A 16376-nucleotide genomic window follows, 5' to 3' on the forward strand; every position below is an offset into this window, starting at 1 on the left:
GGTCAGGGCCAGGTGACTTGCAGGCGATAAAACCTCTGGCCTTCTGTAGCGCCGGGCAAGTTCAACCTCCACTCCTGAGCGTTGGCGGGGGCGGACAGGTTGGTCCACGTTTCCCATGCCCCGCTCCAGAGGTTGGAACGATAGAGGATGTGCACATTGCGGCCCGCGGTCTGGAGGCCGCTCAAGGTGAGCTGGCCTTGGTGGTGCTCGAGACGGAGGCGCACGTGGCTGCGGGGGTCGCGGGGGTCCGTGCCGGCAAGGTATTCCTCCAAATTACTGTGGCCGTCCCCATCCGGGTCTTCCATGGCATCGGTAGGATTTTGGCTTATCAGGCCGTGTTGAATTTCCCAGGCATCGGGCAGTCCATCGCTGTCCATGTCGTCGCCATCGGGGGCGCCCGGCGAGCCGCCCGGGGCGGCGCTGGCCCGCCATTTCAGCGGGTCTTCGGGAGCCTGGAAGTGCAAGGGGTACCGTTGCACGAGGGAGTATCCTCCGTTATCGGGCTCGAGGGGCCAGGGGGGCACGTCATCGTAATTCAAGGACAGCACGGGCGCGCCGCGCGGGTCCGCCAGAGTGATGCGCTCCCCGCCATTGTCGAGCCGGCCGGTGTACACGCCCAACACGGGCACGCCGGGATATTTCAGTGCGAAGGCGGCGGCATCGGCCACCAGCACGGCGTATGCGTGGGGTGCAAGGCGGGTGCCATTGGTGAAGGTGAACTGAATGCCTTGAATGAATTGGAAGCCAGAAAGGTTCAGGGGTTGGCTGGAGCGATTCCATAACTCCACAAACTCAAAGAGTTCGCCAGCCATGCCAAAGGCCGCTGGAGGATTGTACATTACTTCGGTCAGGGTGAGCGCCTGCAAATTTTGGGTGGGATAGAACATGGCTTCGGCCAGCGCGCTCCATTGGCCGCCGGCAAAGACCCGGGCCATGACGCGCACGGGGTCGGTGATGGTGATGGGGCCTTGATACGTGAGGGCGCTGGCGGCCACCATGCCGCTCCCATAAACTCGCGGGTCTTCACCATTCAGTGTGTAAAAGATGGTTCCGGAAAGGTTGGTGTGGCTGAGGGTGAGTGAGTAATCCGGGGCCACCTCGCCGCCGAAGCGGCTGAATTGCGGCGCGGCCAAGGCGGGGTAAAGGCCGGCGGCGCGAAAGCGGGCCACGTTGATTTCGGTGAGGGTGGGGAAGTAATTGGTGCGCAATTTTTCGATTTCCGGCCACCACCATTCATCGCGGGTGAAGGTCTGGCCGTGGCCGGGGTTGGCGCCGATGGTGAACTCGCGGGCGTCGCCCCAGCGCGCGCTTTCGCCCACGATGGCGCGGTCAATTTCTGCGACGCGCGCCATGAGGCGGGCGATGTTTTTTTCCGGGGTCAGGGCGCCGTGGTTGAACAAATGCTTGTGCACGCGGTCGCCAAACATGCGCCGGAATTCCGGCCAGGCGCGTAAAGCGCCGTAAATCCGCGCGGGGGTGTCGGGATTATTGACTTCCACGCGGTTGCGGCGGACGAGTTGGTCGAGGACGATTTCCTGGTCCCAGGGGAGAAAAATCCAGGGGGTGGCGGGCAGGCCGGTGCGTGGATTGGCGCGGCGATGGACGGCGTACCAGTTATGATGCGGCCAGTCCTCCGCCTCGGCCACGATGTGGAGAATCATGTAGTCTATTAGATTAGCCACATCCACCCGCTGGGTGATGGCCTGAAAGGCGGCCTCATTGGTGATGCCGGCATTCACCAGCGCCATGAGTTCATTCCAGTCGTCCTTGAACCCATCTTTCAAGGTGGCGAAGTCATAAATGGCATCGCCGCAGAGCACATCCCAATCCTGCTCGCTGCCCCCCAGATGCTCGGCGCAGTACGAGGCGTCCATGCGCTCCGAGGGATTATAGACCCCCCAATACAGGCCGTTGAGATAGAGATGGACAAAGCGGTGACGAGCGGCCAGATGGCCCATGTCGCGCATGGAATCTTTCACCCAGCCATCCCGTAATAACAGGGAGTCTTCGGGGCGGTAGCGCGTGCCTTTGCCGCCGGGGATGGCTGTTTGGTCGGAGTAGCGCGTGGCCCAGGTATCCGTGAAGCCGGCACGCAGAATGAGGTTGTCAAATTGCTGCACGCCGCCGCCAAACCAGTCATAGCGCAATTTGGAGGGGCCATACTCGGATTTGAACAGGAGGCGCACGGAGTGTTTAGCGAGACGATTGTTGTCGCGGCTGGCGTTGCCCTGGATGCGGATGCCGCAGTTGGCCTGAAATCCTTTGCGGCCATCCGGCAGAATCAACTCCACGGAGGCAGCGCGTTCCCAATCCTGGCCGGTGGCAGGGTCGTGGACACTGGTGGAATTGAGGTAGATGCCGCGCGCCGCCCCCCACAGGCTGTCGTGCTCGGTGACCATGGAGACAGTGGGAATCGCCAGTAAATCCTGCCGGATGCTATTGCTGTAGCGGGGGTGATTCACCACGTTGGGGTCCATCTCATAATCTGCCGGGTACGATGCCTGCCAGGTGGTGGGATAGCCGGGCAAGGTGTTCGGCTGGCGCAGCACGCTCTCCAGGAAAATGTAAGAATGCGTATCCGGCTCAGTGGGGATGAGATGCTCTGCCCAGGCGGCAGCGCGGAGCAACGTGGTATTGGTGATGAGGAGCGGCCCTTGGTACAACGAGCCGTTGGTGGGCGAGGGGCGGCTGCCGTCGGTGGTGTAATAGATGAGAGCACCCGGGGTGGCGCTCGTAATCGCCACCGTAAAAGGCGTGTCGTAAAAACCGCGGTCCACACTAAACTTCGTGTCGCTGACAAATCCCTGGTATCCGGTGGCGTTGGGCGCTGCGGGCGTGGGCTGCGGAAAGTAAAAATGTCCTACGCCCTGTTCTGAAAAGCCTTCGAGCGTGGCACTGAAGAGGAAGTGGGAAGTATTGGTGGAATAACTCATGGCCTGAATCGCCAGCACATTGGTGCCGGGCTGAAGCGCTGCCAGGGAGGCGGGAATGACGATTTCCTCTTCGCGGGCGGCTTCTGCCAGGGGACGCTCGGAGAGGGCGCGCGCGTCCCAGGCCGGCTCGGCCGGGGCATTCCGGGCAACGAGCGGCAGGCCGTTGAGCCAGGCGGCGAAACCATCTTTGTAACGCACGCGCAGCCGCAGGAACTGGGGCAGGACGTTGGTGCTGGTGGTGAAGAGATGGCGGAAGGCCAGGCTGGTGCTCCGGCCACGCATGAGTGTGCGGATATCATTCTGCACATACGCCGCCAGACCGGGCTGTTTAATTTCCAGCGCATTCAGGAATACGCCATAATCCGCCGCGCCGCCGCTGCCTACACTGCTGGGGTCGCGGCGCCCGGAGATTTTCAATTGCCCTTGCGCGTTAATCATCGCGCTGAATTGCATGCGGTAATCGTTGTCGGAGACCGGCAGCACGGTGCCATCAAAGGCGTAGAGATTGACGACTGTAACGCCGTTGGCAGACCAGGTGGAGCGGCGGCTGCCCGGGCTGGAGTTGTCATAGGACCACAGGGTCACTTCGCAGGCTTGATTGGCGGGCAGGCCGCTGATGGTGAGGTCCAGTCCCCCTTGATTGGTGCGGGAGCCGCTGAATACGAAATCGCGCAACAGCGCTGAGAGGGTGAAGGTGCCGCTGTTGACGGGCTGACTGCGGAGCCGGTCATCGTAATTATCTGGCGGGGTATTGGACAAGGTGACCTGCAAATTGCCGAACCAGCGCACGGTGGGGGCGCTTTGGGCGGCGGTGGCGCTGGTGTTGGAATTGATGACAAAGGACTCGAACCCGGGTTGTGTCACCGGTGTCGTGCCGCGTTCGTCGAAATCCAAACGCAGCAAGATGTTGTCGGTGGAGGAAAATCCCATGCTGCCGGCGGCGGCAGGCCATGAGGAGGCATCAAAGCCGGGCGCGTTCCAGCCGGTCAATTCGACGGGGTTGGTCATGATTTTCCAGCGATAGGCGGTGTTGGTGGCGATCCAGCTTGTGATTTGCGTCACGGTTTTGCGCCCATAAGTCACGTTGGCGCGTTGCGGGGGATAATTGGAGTACACTGAAACCGGCGTGCCCTGGGCGTCCAGCAACGCCAGATATCCGCCCGCGTTTTGCAGGCGAAAATTCGTGTGCAGTTCGCCGCCCGGCACAGCCCGGTTTTTGCCGGAGGCAAACACGATTAGATAACTCAAAGACGGCAAGTTGGTGGCAGGAAAAGACCACTTGGCGGGATTGGCTGGGTCATCAGTGAGCCGCCAGCCTGCCAGTGAGAGGGGAGCGTCGCTGTCATTGTAAAGCTCAATCCAGTCCGGGCTGTCGCCGTCTTCATCCCGCAACCCGCCGTCATTTTCGGCCATGAACTCCTGAAGAAAAATGCCGCCGAAAACGGGCAGGGAAAAGGCCAGCAGAGCGGAAAGTGCCATTTGCACAATCCGACGCATCGCCCTGCCGGGCCCATTGGCCGCACAACACACACGCATGGGTAGTTGAGTAGTGGTGTTGTGGGAATATAGCCACAATGGCCGTTGGGTGACAATGATTTCCCCATGCCATGGCGAAACTGACGGCCCATTCCATGGCAGTCCCTCACGCGTCAAATGTGGGGGCAGAAGTTGAACTGCGGCGGCTTTAAATGCCAAGGTGCGGAGTGGGGCCGACAGATGGGGGTAAGGGATGGGAAGCCTGAAGTGGGGGAGAGAAACAGGGGACAACTGAGCGTCTCCTATTTTTTAACTCACGTTCAGCCTCCGGGTGGAATTATGGCGGCGGCGGAGTGAGGGGAGGCTCCGGAGGCGGTGAGGGCAAAGGAGCGGGGGGCGGTTTGGGGGACCGGGGTTTGAGGCCGAGGATTTGGTCGAGCTGGTCCATCAAGATTTTGGCGGTTTCCTCTTCGTCGTAGGGTTCGGGGGGCGGCTGGTCGGGCGGTTTTTGGGCTTCCAGGCGTTGGCGGGAAAGTTCGATTTTCTGGCGTTCGAGCTCGAGGCGCTGGCGGGCGAGGTCGGCCTGGCGCCATTGGTGGAAGGCGTGGAGGGCGGCGGCGCGGTCTTGGGGGGAGGCGTGGGGGTTGGCGAGGGTCTGGAGGGATTGGGCGAGGATGAGGCGTTCGAGGGCGTTGGCGAGGGTGTGGGGGTCGAGGTTGGGGTCGGCGAGGAGCTGCTGGGCGAGGGCGGCGGCGGAGGCGGAGAGAGCGGCGAGGGACGCGAGGGCGTCGGTAGCCGCGGGTTGCGGGTGGTCTTTTTGGGGCTGGCGTGGTTTGGCCATACGCGGGTGAGCATGGGGAGACGGGCGGGAGAAAGGAGTGCTCCGGGAGCGGGAAAAAATTGGGGAAGATGAAGGAGGCGAATGGTGGATAATTTTTCCGCTCGACGGGGAAGAATGAGGGGGAGCAATATTGAAGGGCAAGCCATGAAAAAGTTATGTGATGTTCAACGTGGGGAGGGGTGTTCCCGTCGGGTCTTTTTGGGGATGGTCGGGGCGGCGGCCTCAGCGGGGTGGTGGAGCGCTTTGGGGGCGGAGGGTGGGTTGCCGGCAGAGGAAATGGAGCGGATTGCTGCGGCGCTTCCGCCGCGGGCGTGGGCGAAGCCGCGCAAGCCGCGGCGGTTGTTGATATTCGAGCGGAATGTGAATTATGGGGGGCATCGTTCGATTGGGACGGCGACGGCGGCGTTTCGGATGATGGGGGAGAGGACGGGGGCGTTTTCGGTGGTGGCGGGGAGTGACCCGGAGCTGTTTCGGGCGGAGCATTTGCAAGGGTTTGATGGGGTGTTTTTCAACAATAACGTGGGGAATTTGTTTACGGATGCGGGTTTGCGCGAGAGCTTGGTGGATTTTGTGTTTAGTGGGGGTGGATTGATGGGAGTACACGGGGCGACGGTGGCGTTCACACAATGGCCCGGGGCGATTGAGGACTGGCCGGAGTTTGGTTTGATGATTGGGGCGCGGGGGGCGAATCACCGGGAGAACACGGAGCGGGTGGTGATGAAGATAGAGGAGCCGGGGCATCCGCTGGTGCGGGCGTTTGGGGGGACGCATTTTGAGTATCGGGACGAGTATTTCCGGGTGAATGAGCCCTATTCGCGCCAGCGGTTGCGGGTGTTGTTGAGCATGGATTTGGAGCGGATGGGGCCGTCGCAAGGGCCGGCGTATGGACAGGTGGAGCGCGCGGATAGGGATTATGCGGTGGCGTGGGCGCGGGAGTATGGGCGGGGGCGGTGTTTTTATTGCACGATAGCACACAATCCCTACGTGTTTTGGGAGCCGGTGCTGCTTTCGTTTTATCTGGGGGCGGCGCAGTTTATTCTGGGGGACTGGCCGGCGCCGGTGACGCCCAGCGGCCGGTTGACGCCGGCGGTGCGGGCGCAGGAGAAGTTGGGCTGGCGGCTGGGTTTTTGCGGGGCACGGGAGCGGACGGTGTTTGCGGGGATTGAAGCGGCGGAGCGGTGGGGGGTGTTGAGCACGACGGCGGGGATGATGCAGGCGGTGGAGGCGGGAGGGGCGCAGGTTTTTGATTCGACGTTGAGCAGCGAGCAAAGGCGGAGGGTGCGGTTCAAGCTGGATGGGGCGGGGGTGCGCTTGTGGGCGTGTGAAGCGCCGGAGTTGCCGGGGAAGGAGGAAGGCTGCCGGGAGGTGTTTGCGTTTGCGCGGCGGATGGGGTGCGAGCTGGTGGTGGTGCCGGCGTCGAGAGTGGCGGATTGGGCCATGGCGAGAAGGTGGGCGCGCGAGACGGAGGTGCGGCTGGCGGCGCGCCCTGACGGGGCGCGTCCGTTGGAGCAGGCGCGGGCGGTGTGCCAAAGCAACGGTGAGGAAGTTGGGGTGTGGTGGGATTGCACGTATGGGGAGGCGCGGGGCATTCTTCCGAGTCGTGCGCTGAGGGTGTTGGGGGAGAGAATTGCGGCGGTGGAGGTGGGGCGTGGGAGCCAGGCGGAGGAAGGTTTGTCAGCACTCAAAGGGGAGCGAGGGCAGCCGGTGCTGGTGGCGGCGTCTTTGAATGAGGCCACAGCGGAGACGCTGCGGGCGTGTGAGCGGGTGATGGTGAAATTGGCGTCATGAGCAGCATGAAAAGTTTCAAGTCAGGAGCGGGGCGGGCGACCCGCCGACAGTTTTTGCGGGGAATGGCGGTGGGCGCGTGGGTGGTGCCGCAAGTGGTGGCGGCGGCGGCGCTGGGGCGGGGCGGGTTGCTGGCGCCTTCAGAGCGGATCACGGTAGGGATCATAGGGCGGGGCTTGATGGGAGCGGGACACGTGAACCGGATGGCGCATGATGCGCAGGCGCAGGTGTTGGGGGTGTGTGATGTGGACGAGGCGCGGCGGGAGGAGGGATGCCGGCTGGTGAATGAGGCGTATGCGCAGGCGCGGCAGCAGGAAAAATACATGGGTTGTGTGGCATACCGTGATTATCGGGAGCTGTTGGCGCGGGCGGATTTGGATGCGGTGATTATAGCGACGCCGGACCACTGGCATGCGTTGCAGGCGATGGATGCGGCGCGCGCCGGGAAAGATGTTTATTGCGAGAAGCCTGTATCGCTGACGCTGGCGGAGGGGCGGGAAATCGTGAGGACGGTGCGGCGATATGGGCGGGTGTTTCAAACGGGGACGCAATATCGCTCGATTCCGGTGATTCGGAAAATTTGCCAGTTTGTGCGGAATGGAGGGCTGGGGCGGGTGAAGTCAGTGTTTACGATATGGCACCCGCTGGGGGCATTTTGGGGCGAGCGCATCCGGCCGTATGCCGAACTGGCCAAGTGGAATGAATTGGGCCGGTTGCAGGCGCCGGTGGCGGTGGATTTGCCGGGGCAACCCGTGCCGGCGGGACTGGATTGGGATTTGTGGGTGGGGCCGGCGCCGTGGCAACCGTATCATCCGCTGTATCATGTCAATCCGGCGCCGGGAGTGGTGCCGTGGTCATTTCATGAGGATTTTGGGCTGGCGTCGAGCACGTGGTTTCATTCCCATGCGGCGGATGTGATTCAGTATGCTTTGGGGGTGGAGGAAAGCGGGCCGGTGGAGATTCATCATCCGGCGGACGGGGTGTTTCCGACGTTAACCTGCCGGTATGCGAATGGGGTGTTGGTGCATCACGTGGAGCACTATGGGCAGGTGAAAGATTTGTACAAAGCGGTGCCGCCGCAGGCGCAGCTATCGGGATTGTTTGGGGGGGTGTTTGTGGGAGAGCGGGGATGGATAACGAGCATGTCGAGCGGGGGGCCGATTGATGGGGGGCCGGAGGAAGTCATGGTGGAACTGGGGTTGCACACGCGGCAGTTCCAGCCGGGGGCGAATAATCATCACGCGAACTGGCTGGAGTGCATTCGCAACCGGCGGCAGCCGAGCGCGCATGAGGAGATAGGGCATCGGGCGGCGGCGCTGGGGCAGCTCATTATTATTGCGTGGAAGCTGGGCCGGTCGTTGAAGTGGGATCCGGTGCGGGAAGAGTTTATTGGGGATGAAATGGCGAATCGGCTGCGGTGGAAGACCTATCGGGAGCCGTGGCAGATTTAAGGGGAGTGGAGGCGGCTAGGCGCGGGCATCGGACGGGGCCGGGGCGGGTTTGGTTATGACGGCGGCAGTGGAGGCGCTGGCGGCGGGCTGGTCTTTCATCATGGCATTCCAGACGATGAGACCGAGGTTGAAGGCGGCGTAGGCAAAGAGGGCGAGTGAGGCTTTGTCCATGAAACCGTAGGAGTGGAGGCCGACGCCGAGCATGTTGACGCCGAACCAGGACCAGGCGGTGACGACGTTGCCGAAGATGGCGGCATTCATGAGGGCGTGTTCGCTCCAGAGTTTGCTCCAGCGGGCGTGGAGGTAGATGGCGCACCAGAGCACGATGAGCAGGGCGCCGTTTTCCTTGGGGTCCCAGCCCCAGAAGCGGCCCCAGGATTGGTCGGCCCAGATGCCGCCGAGGACGGTGCCGACAAAGCTAAAGAGGGTGGCAAAACACAAGACGCCATAAACCATGCGGGAGAGGGCCTGGCCGATGGGAGTGGTGCCGACGGCGCCGGGGAGGCTTTGATGCAGGCGGCCGGACCAGCGGAGGAAGACGTAAAGGGTGGCGAGGAGGCCGGCGATGAACATGGCGGAGTAGCCGAGGGTCACGGTGACGACATGGGTGGCGAGCCAGAAATTGCTGTCGAGGACGGCGCGCATCATTTCCATGGTATCGCCGCTGAGGGAGAGGTTGTGGGCGATGACGAGGGAGCCAAAGCCGGTGCAGGCGGCGGCGATATTGCCGATGCCGAGGCGGTAAAAGCGTTCGAGGAGAAGGCCGAGGACCACGGCCGCCCAGCCGATGAAGATGGCTGAGGAATAGAGATTGGTGACAGGGGGGCGGCCTTCGAGGGCCATGCGGTAGATGAGGCAGAGGGTGTGGACCGCGCCGCCGAGGGCGATTAGGACGTAAGCGGATTTGCGGAAGGTTTCGGACCAGGAGGGGAGGGTGCCCATGGCCACGAGGCCGGCCAAGGAAAGGAGGAGGGCGCCGACATAAAGGACGAGGGCATGGTAGAAGCCCTGGAAGGCCTGATACATGAATTCCCAACGGGCCTTGTTGACTTCGCGCGTCAAGCCGTGGGCGGTGAGCCATTGGCGGTAATCCGCCACGGCCTGGTTAAAGTCGTTGGGTTGGGCGTTTTGCCAGGCGGTGGCGATGCGGCCGTAGGCGAGCACGGCGGGATGCAGCTCCTGAGAGCTGAGGCTGCGCATGAGGCTCACGCCGATGTTGACCCAGTCTTCCCGGTTGGTCTGGAGGTTGGAGGGGGGGATAATCAAGGGGTAGGCATTACGGGACATGCGCTCGTAACGTTGGGCCAGTTGCATGAGGCGGTCGAGGGACTGCTGGTCGAATGCCTTGCCTTCACGGCGGGCATGGAAGGCGGCAATGCCGCCGGGCAGGATTTTTTGGAAGTCCTGGAGTTCGGCAAGGTAGTTGGTGGTGCCTTCGGGCATGAGGCTCCATTTGAGGCGCTGATAAAGGGCGAGGGCGTTGTAGAGGCGCCACATGGCGCGCTGAAAGGCGGTGCGCTGGGCATTTTCGATTTGGTTGATTTGGGCGGCCTGGCGCTCGATTTCATCGAGGGCGGGTTGGAGGTCGTTGAAGGAAAAGTATTTTTCGTTTTCCGGGAGCTTCAAGAGGCTCAGGACTTCGCCATTATCAATGCGAAAGATTTTGCGGCTGTCCGCCTGCTGAGGCTGGGTGAAGACTTCGAGGAGCCATTCGGTAGCGGGCATGGCGCCGCGTCCGGGGACATACACGGTCTGGCGGGTGCGGATTTGGAGGAGAGAATTGCGGGCCACCGAGTCCATGGGTTGCACGCGGCCGTTGGAGAGAACGGGGAGGCGGCCAAATTCGGACAGCGCGAAGCCGTTGGGCTTGGGCATGGGGCGCAGGCCGGAGAGGACGTAGAGGAGGCCGAGACTCAGCAAAATCCAGGGGAGATGGCGTTTCATTGGGCGCCTCCATTGCGTTGGGCGCGAGTGAAATTAAACAGGGTCAACATAAAGTGGAGGGTGAGACCGAGGCCCACGAGCAAACAGGCGATGTAAGGGGTGAGCCAGCCGGGGTTGCGGACGACTTGCAGGATGCTGACGCGCGGGTCGTTGGGGTCGTAGCTGCCCTGGTAGAAGGTTTGGCCGCCATAGCGGAGCGGGTTGTTCATGTAAATGAGGACTTCGCGATTCTCGCCGGTTTGATGGTTGATGACACGCACGCGGCTGGCGAAGTTCTTGGGGATTTCGGTGCCGGGGTATTTTTCGTGGGTAAATTTGATTAATTCGATGCTGAAGGGTTTGTACACCCGGACGGGGCGGAAGAGCAGTTTCCATTCTTTGCCGGCGTGGGTGAAGGTTTGGGGTTGGTTCATCAAGGTGGAGACGAGCCAGGTGCCTTTGGGCGCGCCCTCGCCGCTGAATTCAATGATGGCAGAGGGAAGGTTTTTTTCGTCGGAGCGGGTGGCGAGGGGGACTTCGCGGACGGCCAGGGTGGTGCCGAAGCCCTGGGTGGCGGGTGGTTCGGAGGTGTCATTGGGTTCTCGGTTGGCGAGGCGGGAGTTGGGAAAGTATTTACGGATGTGAAGCGTGAAGGGGAGGGCCGGGTGAGAAACGTGGCTGCGGGTGGCCAGGAGCTGTTCAGGGATGGCAATGACGGTGTCGTGTTCGGGGTGGGAGGAGTCAATGATGGCGAGCTCGTGGTAAAAGGCGCTTTCGGAGTAATTGCTGGCATGACCTTCGACGAGGCGCATGTGGGTTTCCCGCTGGAACATGTCGGTGATGAGCTGGCCCAGGAGGAGGAGAATGAGGCCGCCGTGGACGAGGTAGAGGCCGATTTTACGGGGCACGATATTACCGGCGCGGAATTGGGAGAAGAGCAGGTTGAGAACCAGGATGCCGCCGATGAGGTAGCCACCGGGCAGGATGACGGGGAGGATAAATTTTTTGCCGAAGAAGTGCACGGTGAGCGAGGAAAAGACAATAAAGCTTTGAAAGTACTCTTTTTGGGCACGGTAGAGGCCGTGTTCGACCTGGGCGAGGGTGCCGACGAAAACCAGAATCATGGCTGCGCAGAGACACCACACCGTGAGGCGCATTGAGCTGAGCCAGTCGAGCAATTTAGTGAGCATGGGGATATTTTACGGAGCGAACGAAAGTGAGGAAGGCTTCTTTCTCGCGGGCGGCGAGTTGGGAATCTCCCGTGAGTTTGTAGAACCAGGTTTGCCCGCCCGCCGGGATGCTGAGGACCAACATGCGGGCGGGGTCGCCGGTTTTGGCCCAAGTGCCTTCCATTTCGTAGAGGGTGATATTGCGGCCGTTGATGTTGACGGGGGTGCCGAGTTTGGGCAGTTCCTCCGCCGTGACCGGGGGCAGGAGTAACTGGCCGCGCCAGCGGTTGACGTTGGGCAGGGCGCCGCCGCCGTCCCCGGCGAGGGAGCTCACGGTGACCTCGGCTTGTTTGCCCTGGTCATCCTTAATATTGAACTTGGCGGTCAACATGGGGCCGGGAGGATTTTGTTCCTGCCAGTGGGGCGGGACCTGCCATTGGGGCAAAGCGGAAGAGGACGAGGACGGTGCGGCTGCGGAAGCGGAGGCGGTAGCGGGGGAAGGCGCAGGGGGAGCGGACCAATTCAGGCTTTTGAGGAAGGAGAGGAAATCGTTGCGAGCGTTCGATACGACTTCATCGGGACCGCTCATTTTAATGAACCAGGAGACGCCTTCCAGCTCATAGACTGCGGCGAGGATGCGCATTTTATGTTTCTCCTGGATGAGGGGTTCGGTGCTGACGAGGTCGTATAAGTCGCCCTGGCCGGTGCTGATGGGGACACGGTTGACGGCGGTTTCGGCGGTGGACTTGTCCACGGCGGGGAGGCGGAGTTGTTCGCGCCAAATGTTCATGATGTCTTCGCGGCTGGCGGTCATGCCGGCGAGGGGGACGATGGAGATTTCGGCATCGAGGCCGTCTTTGCCGGGGACGGAGATTTGGGCCACGCGCATGCGTTGGGCGGGTTTTTCGCTCCAGCCTTGCGGGAGCTGGAAGGAGAGGGAGCGCTGGGCGCCCATGGAGGCCATGCCGTGGGCGTGGGCGTCATCGGCGGGCATGGCCGGTTGGTGTTGCTCTTTGGGGACCTGATACACCTGAATATCGGTGGGTTTGCAGGCGGTTAGCGCCAGACCCACGGCAAGGAAACCCCAATGCAGCTTGCGCGTTATTGTGTTCTGAACGTTCAGCACTGGTTTATTATTCCCCACTTTTGCAAAAGTGCAAGGCAAGGTGGAGGGTGTCTTCTCGAATGACGACTTGGAGGGAGGAGATTTGGGGGGTAGGGATTAGCGAAGGCCGGGGCGGGGCTGGCCAAGCGCGGCGATGGTGGCTACGACCATCACCCAGGCGGGAAAGATGGCGATGCCGGGGATGGCTTCCATGACCAGACCCAGCAGCAGCGGCCAGCGCCAGCCGAGGACGATAAACAGCAGGAAGGCGGTGAGAAAATCCAATGCCAATTGGAGGGGGAGGACAAGCTGAAGCCAGATGGAAAGGGCATCGGACAGGGCGGCAATTACAAAAGCCAGCGCCAATTTTTTGCGGTTTAACCAGCGGGGCAAGGGTGATTCGTCCGGGCCAGCTTGGGGGGAGATGTTGGCCTCGGGAGGCAATACTTCTGGGTTCACCACGGGAGAGGAAGGATGAGGATTCTCTTCCGGTAGTGGTGGTGGTTTATGTGCCATGAATTAAGTTAACTTGAAGTAGTTTGCCCGACAAATGGAATTATGGTGGGGCTGGGAATTTATGGACTGGGGAAGCCACGGGATGCTAAGGCAAGTTAGGAACAAACTGCGAGGCACCTAAAACGAACTTACAAAAAAAACAAGGCGCGATGAAGCGCGCCCTGTTGGCTTTAAGTTAGGTGAAGAGATTGGTTCAGACTTGGGGGCCCGACGGTGGTGAGGTTGGCTCCGGAGCTGCGGCGGAGGCGGGAGCGCCGGCCTTTTGGGCGCGGATTTTTGCCCAGCGCTCACGTTGAGCGGCAGCGATGCGAGCCTTGGCGGCTTCGGACATTTTACGAGGGCCGCGTTTTCCGGCTTTTTTCACTTTAGCCATTTTGGCTAATTTCTTCAAGGCTTTGGGGCCGCCGCGTTTCATTTTTGCACCCGAGCCAGCGAAGGCTTTTTCCACGTCCGTGGTTTGTCCGGAGAGGACGGCGTTAATGGCGTTCAAGCGTCTCTGCAGTTCATCCCGTTCCTTTTCCAGGACGGCCCGCAGCGAGGTGAATTCTTTCAAGATATCAGATTTCATACAGTACGAACATAAACTGTATCAAAGAAAGTAGCAAGTAATAATTTGAAAAACTATTGCGGACTAATACAGGTGAATAAATTGTCCTGTATTTGGCATAGTTTCCCATGTAAGGCATGGTCAAAGATATCAAAATCTTAAAATAAGGGGCAGGGTCAAAAGTTTTTCGAAGCATGGATGTTCAAGTGATGGAGTAATAGAATCAGGGAAATATTTTAAGCGGGGATGATGAGCGTGGGGCATGTCCTGTGTGGCGGATGGGCAAATCAGGCCATGCGCTGTGGGCAGTGATGGATAGTTCACCGTTACCCCGTCCTTCTTCCTGAAGGACAGGGAAGGGGACGGGGGTATTTGTGCTGTCGGGATTGATGATAACCGTTGAAGTTGTTTGCCGAGAACTTTATGGAGGGCGGTCAGCAAGATTAGAAAACTCCACAAGGCGCAATTATGATGTAGTACATTATCCTACAATAACTGTGGAAATACACCGGCAAATCTTTGTAAAAGAGTAATAGAATATCGGTAATTATTCTACCGGCAGGAGAGGCGAATCCGTGCTGATTTAGAAGGAAACAGCACGCCCCCCTCCATGGGATGGGAGTGAGGCCGTCAGATTTTGGCTGGCGCTTTGCTTATTGCAGGCGCTGTCTTAACTGGGCGAGCTGACGCAGGAGCGGCTCGGGGATTCGGTCGCCGTAATTTTTGTAATATTCCTCGATATTATTGACTTCGGCCAGCCAGCCTGATTTATCCACGGAAAGGAGTTCCTGGACGTCTTCGGCAGGCAGGTTAAGCCCGCTTAAGTCCAGGGCATCGGGGGTGGGAAGGTTGCCGATGGGGGTGGAGACGGCTTTGGCGGTACCTTCGACTCTTTCGCAAATCCATTTGAGTACTCGGCCGTTTTCGCCGTAACCTGGCCAGAGCCATCTGTCGGTGTCACTCTTACGGAACCAGTTGACGAAATAGATTTTGGGTAATTTGGCAGGGTCTGTCTTTTGGGCGAAAGAGAGCCAGTGAGCAAAGTAGTCTGCCATGTTATAGCCGCAGAAGGGGAGCATGGCGAAAGGATCGCGGCGGAGGACGCCGGCTTTGCCGAGAGCGGCGGCGGTAGTTTCGGAGCCGCAGGCAGAACCCAGGAAAACTCCATGTTCCCAACTGAGGGCTTCGTTGACCAAGGGGATGGTAGAGGGGCGGCGTCCGCCAAACAGGATGGCGGAAAGAGGAACGCCTTCGGGACGTTGCCAGTCTGGGTCAATGACGGGGCATTGGGCGGCGGGGGCGGTGAAGCGGGAATTAGGATGGGCGGCTTTGCGTCCGCAGCCGGGTTTCCATTCCTGACCCTGCCAGTCAATGGCGGAGGCAGGGGCCGGGACGCCCATATCTTCCCACCAGACGTCACCGTCGGGAGTAAGGGCGACGTTGGTAAAGATGGTATTGCGGTTAATGGTCGCGATGGCATTGGGGTTGGAGTTCTGGGAAGTACCCGGGGCCACGCCAAAGAAACCCGTTTCGGGGTTCATGGCGTAGAGGCGACCGTCCTGGCCGAGGCGAATCCAGGCGATGTCATCGCCCAGACAGGTGACTTTCCAGCCGGGCAAGGTGGGGCGCATCATGGCCAGATTGGTTTTGCCGCAGGCGCTGGGGAAGGCGGCAGCGATATAGTATTTTTTGCCTTGAGGGGAAGTGAGACAGAGAATGAGCATGTGTTCGGCCAGCCAGCCTTCGCGGCGGGCGGCAACGCTGGCGATGCGCAGGGCGAGGCATTTTTTGCCAAGCAAAGCGTTGCCACCATAGCCTGAGCCATAGGACCAGATGGAGGGGTCTTCGGGGAAATGGACGATGTATTTTTTGGCCGGGTCGGGTTCGCAAGGCCAGGGGACGTCGGTCTGGCCGGGTTTCAGGGGGGCGCCCACGGAATGGAGGCAGGGGATGAAGTCGCCGTCGCCGAGGGCCTGGAGCACTTCCCGGCCCATGCGGGTCATGATGCGCATGTTGGCGACGACGTAAGGGGAATCGGTGAGTTCGATGCCCACTTTACGGATGGGCGATTCCAAGGGGCCCATGGAGAAGGGGATGACGTACATGGTGCGCCCGGCCATGGAGCCTTGGAAGAGGCGCCGGAGGGTGTTCTTCATTTCGGCGGGGTCGGCCCAGTTGTTGTTGGGGCCGGCGTCCTCGCGGCGTGCGGAGCAGATGAAGGTGCGGTCTTCGACGCGCGCGACATCGCTGGGATGGGAGCGGGCGAGGAAGCAGCCGGGACGTTTGTCCGGGTTCAAACGGGTGAAGGTTCCGTTTTGCACCATGAGGTTGCAGAGGTGCGAATTTTCGGCTTCGGAACCATCGCACCAGTGGATTTGGGTGGGCTGGCACAGTTGGGCCATTTCATTCACCCAGTGGAGGAGGCGTTGATTATGCGTCAGCGGTTGCGCCATGGTCAGTTATTAGTTGCAGTATTATCTTAGTTACTTGGCAAAGGTACCGATGTCACTCATCAAAGACGGGATAAGTTAAGAAGTTGAGGCATCCTTGCCCAGAAAAATCTGCACGCGGCCGGAAGCACAAGGGAAACGGAGAGGGGGAGGTGGCGAGCATCCGGCGGGTGGCTTTAC

Annotated in this window: 10 protein-coding genes; 2 read left to right on the top strand and 8 right to left on the bottom strand. The window is 60.6% G+C overall.

Annotation, left to right across the window (positions count from 1 at the left end; translation table 11 throughout):
- Positions 1–2: 2 nt before the first annotated feature.
- Positions 3–4412, bottom strand: a complete 4410-nt coding sequence (locus NXS98_RS03395) for a lamin tail domain-containing protein (protein WP_283847063.1) — start codon at positions 4410–4412, stop codon at positions 3–5.
- Positions 4413–4746: 334 nt separating this feature from the next.
- A complete protein-coding gene (locus tag NXS98_RS03400) occupies positions 4747–5250 on the bottom strand; it encodes a hypothetical protein (protein WP_283847064.1) in 504 nt (167 codons plus the stop codon).
- 144 nt (positions 5251–5394) lie between these two features.
- Between NXS98_RS03400 and NXS98_RS03405 the strand changes: the two genes are divergently transcribed.
- Both NXS98_RS03405 and NXS98_RS03410 read left to right on the top strand, forming a co-directional pair.
- Entirely contained in the window at positions 5395–7038 is a 1644-nt protein-coding gene (locus NXS98_RS03405) for a ThuA domain-containing protein (protein ID WP_283847065.1), read from the top strand.
- Positions 7035–8486: a Gfo/Idh/MocA family protein gene (locus NXS98_RS03410; RefSeq protein ID WP_283847066.1), complete on the top strand. Its 1452-nt coding sequence runs from the start codon at positions 7035–7037 to the stop codon at positions 8484–8486. Before NXS98_RS03405 ends, NXS98_RS03410 begins: the two co-directional genes overlap by 4 nt.
- A 15-nt stretch (positions 8487–8501) precedes the next feature.
- On the opposite strand, the gene NXS98_RS03415 is transcribed toward NXS98_RS03410, so the two are convergent.
- From NXS98_RS03415 to NXS98_RS03440, 6 genes are all read right to left on the bottom strand, one after another.
- Complete coding sequence (locus tag NXS98_RS03415; protein WP_283847067.1) at positions 8502–10430, bottom strand: cytochrome c biogenesis protein; 1929 nt, start codon at positions 10428–10430, stop codon at positions 8502–8504.
- Positions 10427–11599, bottom strand: coding sequence for a cytochrome c biogenesis ResB family protein (locus NXS98_RS03420; protein ID WP_283847068.1), 1173 nt, complete (start codon positions 11597–11599; stop codon positions 10427–10429). The genes NXS98_RS03415 and NXS98_RS03420 overlap by 4 nt, the downstream gene beginning before the upstream one ends.
- On the bottom strand, positions 11589–12704 hold the full coding sequence (locus NXS98_RS03425) for a hypothetical protein (protein WP_283847069.1): 1116 nt from the start codon (positions 12702–12704) through the stop codon (positions 11589–11591). The genes NXS98_RS03420 and NXS98_RS03425 overlap by 11 nt, the downstream gene beginning before the upstream one ends.
- 96 nt (positions 12705–12800) lie before the next feature.
- Positions 12801–13199, bottom strand: a complete 399-nt coding sequence (locus NXS98_RS03430; RefSeq protein WP_283847070.1) for a hypothetical protein — start codon at positions 13197–13199, stop codon at positions 12801–12803.
- A 193-nt stretch (positions 13200–13392) separates the two neighbouring features.
- Positions 13393–13767: a hypothetical protein gene (locus tag NXS98_RS03435; RefSeq protein WP_283847071.1), complete on the bottom strand. Its 375-nt coding sequence runs from the start codon at positions 13765–13767 to the stop codon at positions 13393–13395.
- A 632-nt stretch (positions 13768–14399) separates the two neighbouring features.
- Positions 14400–16199 carry a phosphoenolpyruvate carboxykinase (GTP) gene (locus NXS98_RS03440; RefSeq protein WP_283847072.1) on the bottom strand — a complete coding sequence of 600 codons (1800 nt, stop codon included), beginning with the start codon at positions 16197–16199 and terminating at the stop codon, positions 14400–14402.
- Positions 16200–16376 lie beyond the last annotated feature (177 nt).

The sequence above is a fragment of the Fontisphaera persica genome (assembly GCF_024832785.1).
Classification (GTDB): domain Bacteria; phylum Verrucomicrobiota; class Verrucomicrobiia; order Limisphaerales; family Fontisphaeraceae; genus Fontisphaera; species Fontisphaera persica.

Coding starts and splice junctions, on each gene's coding strand:
- NXS98_RS03440 (WP_283847072.1), bottom strand. CDS start 16,199: ATGGCGCAACCGCTGACGCATAATCAACGCCTCCTCCACTGGGTGAAT.
- NXS98_RS03415 (WP_283847067.1), bottom strand. CDS start 10,430: ATGAAACGCCATCTCCCCTGGATTTTGCTGAGTCTCGGCCTCCTCTAC.
- NXS98_RS03405 (WP_283847065.1), top strand. CDS start 5,395: ATGAAAAAGTTATGTGATGTTCAACGTGGGGAGGGGTGTTCCCGTCGG.
- NXS98_RS03410 (WP_283847066.1), top strand. CDS start 7,035: ATGAGCAGCATGAAAAGTTTCAAGTCAGGAGCGGGGCGGGCGACCCGC.
- NXS98_RS03395 (WP_283847063.1), bottom strand. CDS start 4,412: ATGGCACTTTCCGCTCTGCTGGCCTTTTCCCTGCCCGTTTTCGGCGGC.
- NXS98_RS03430 (WP_283847070.1), bottom strand. CDS start 13,199: ATGGCACATAAACCACCACCACTACCGGAAGAGAATCCTCATCCTTCC.
- NXS98_RS03435 (WP_283847071.1), bottom strand. CDS start 13,767: ATGAAATCTGATATCTTGAAAGAATTCACCTCGCTGCGGGCCGTCCTG.
- NXS98_RS03420 (WP_283847068.1), bottom strand. CDS start 11,599: ATGCTCACTAAATTGCTCGACTGGCTCAGCTCAATGCGCCTCACGGTG.
- NXS98_RS03400 (WP_283847064.1), bottom strand. CDS start 5,250: ATGGCCAAACCACGCCAGCCCCAAAAAGACCACCCGCAACCCGCGGCT.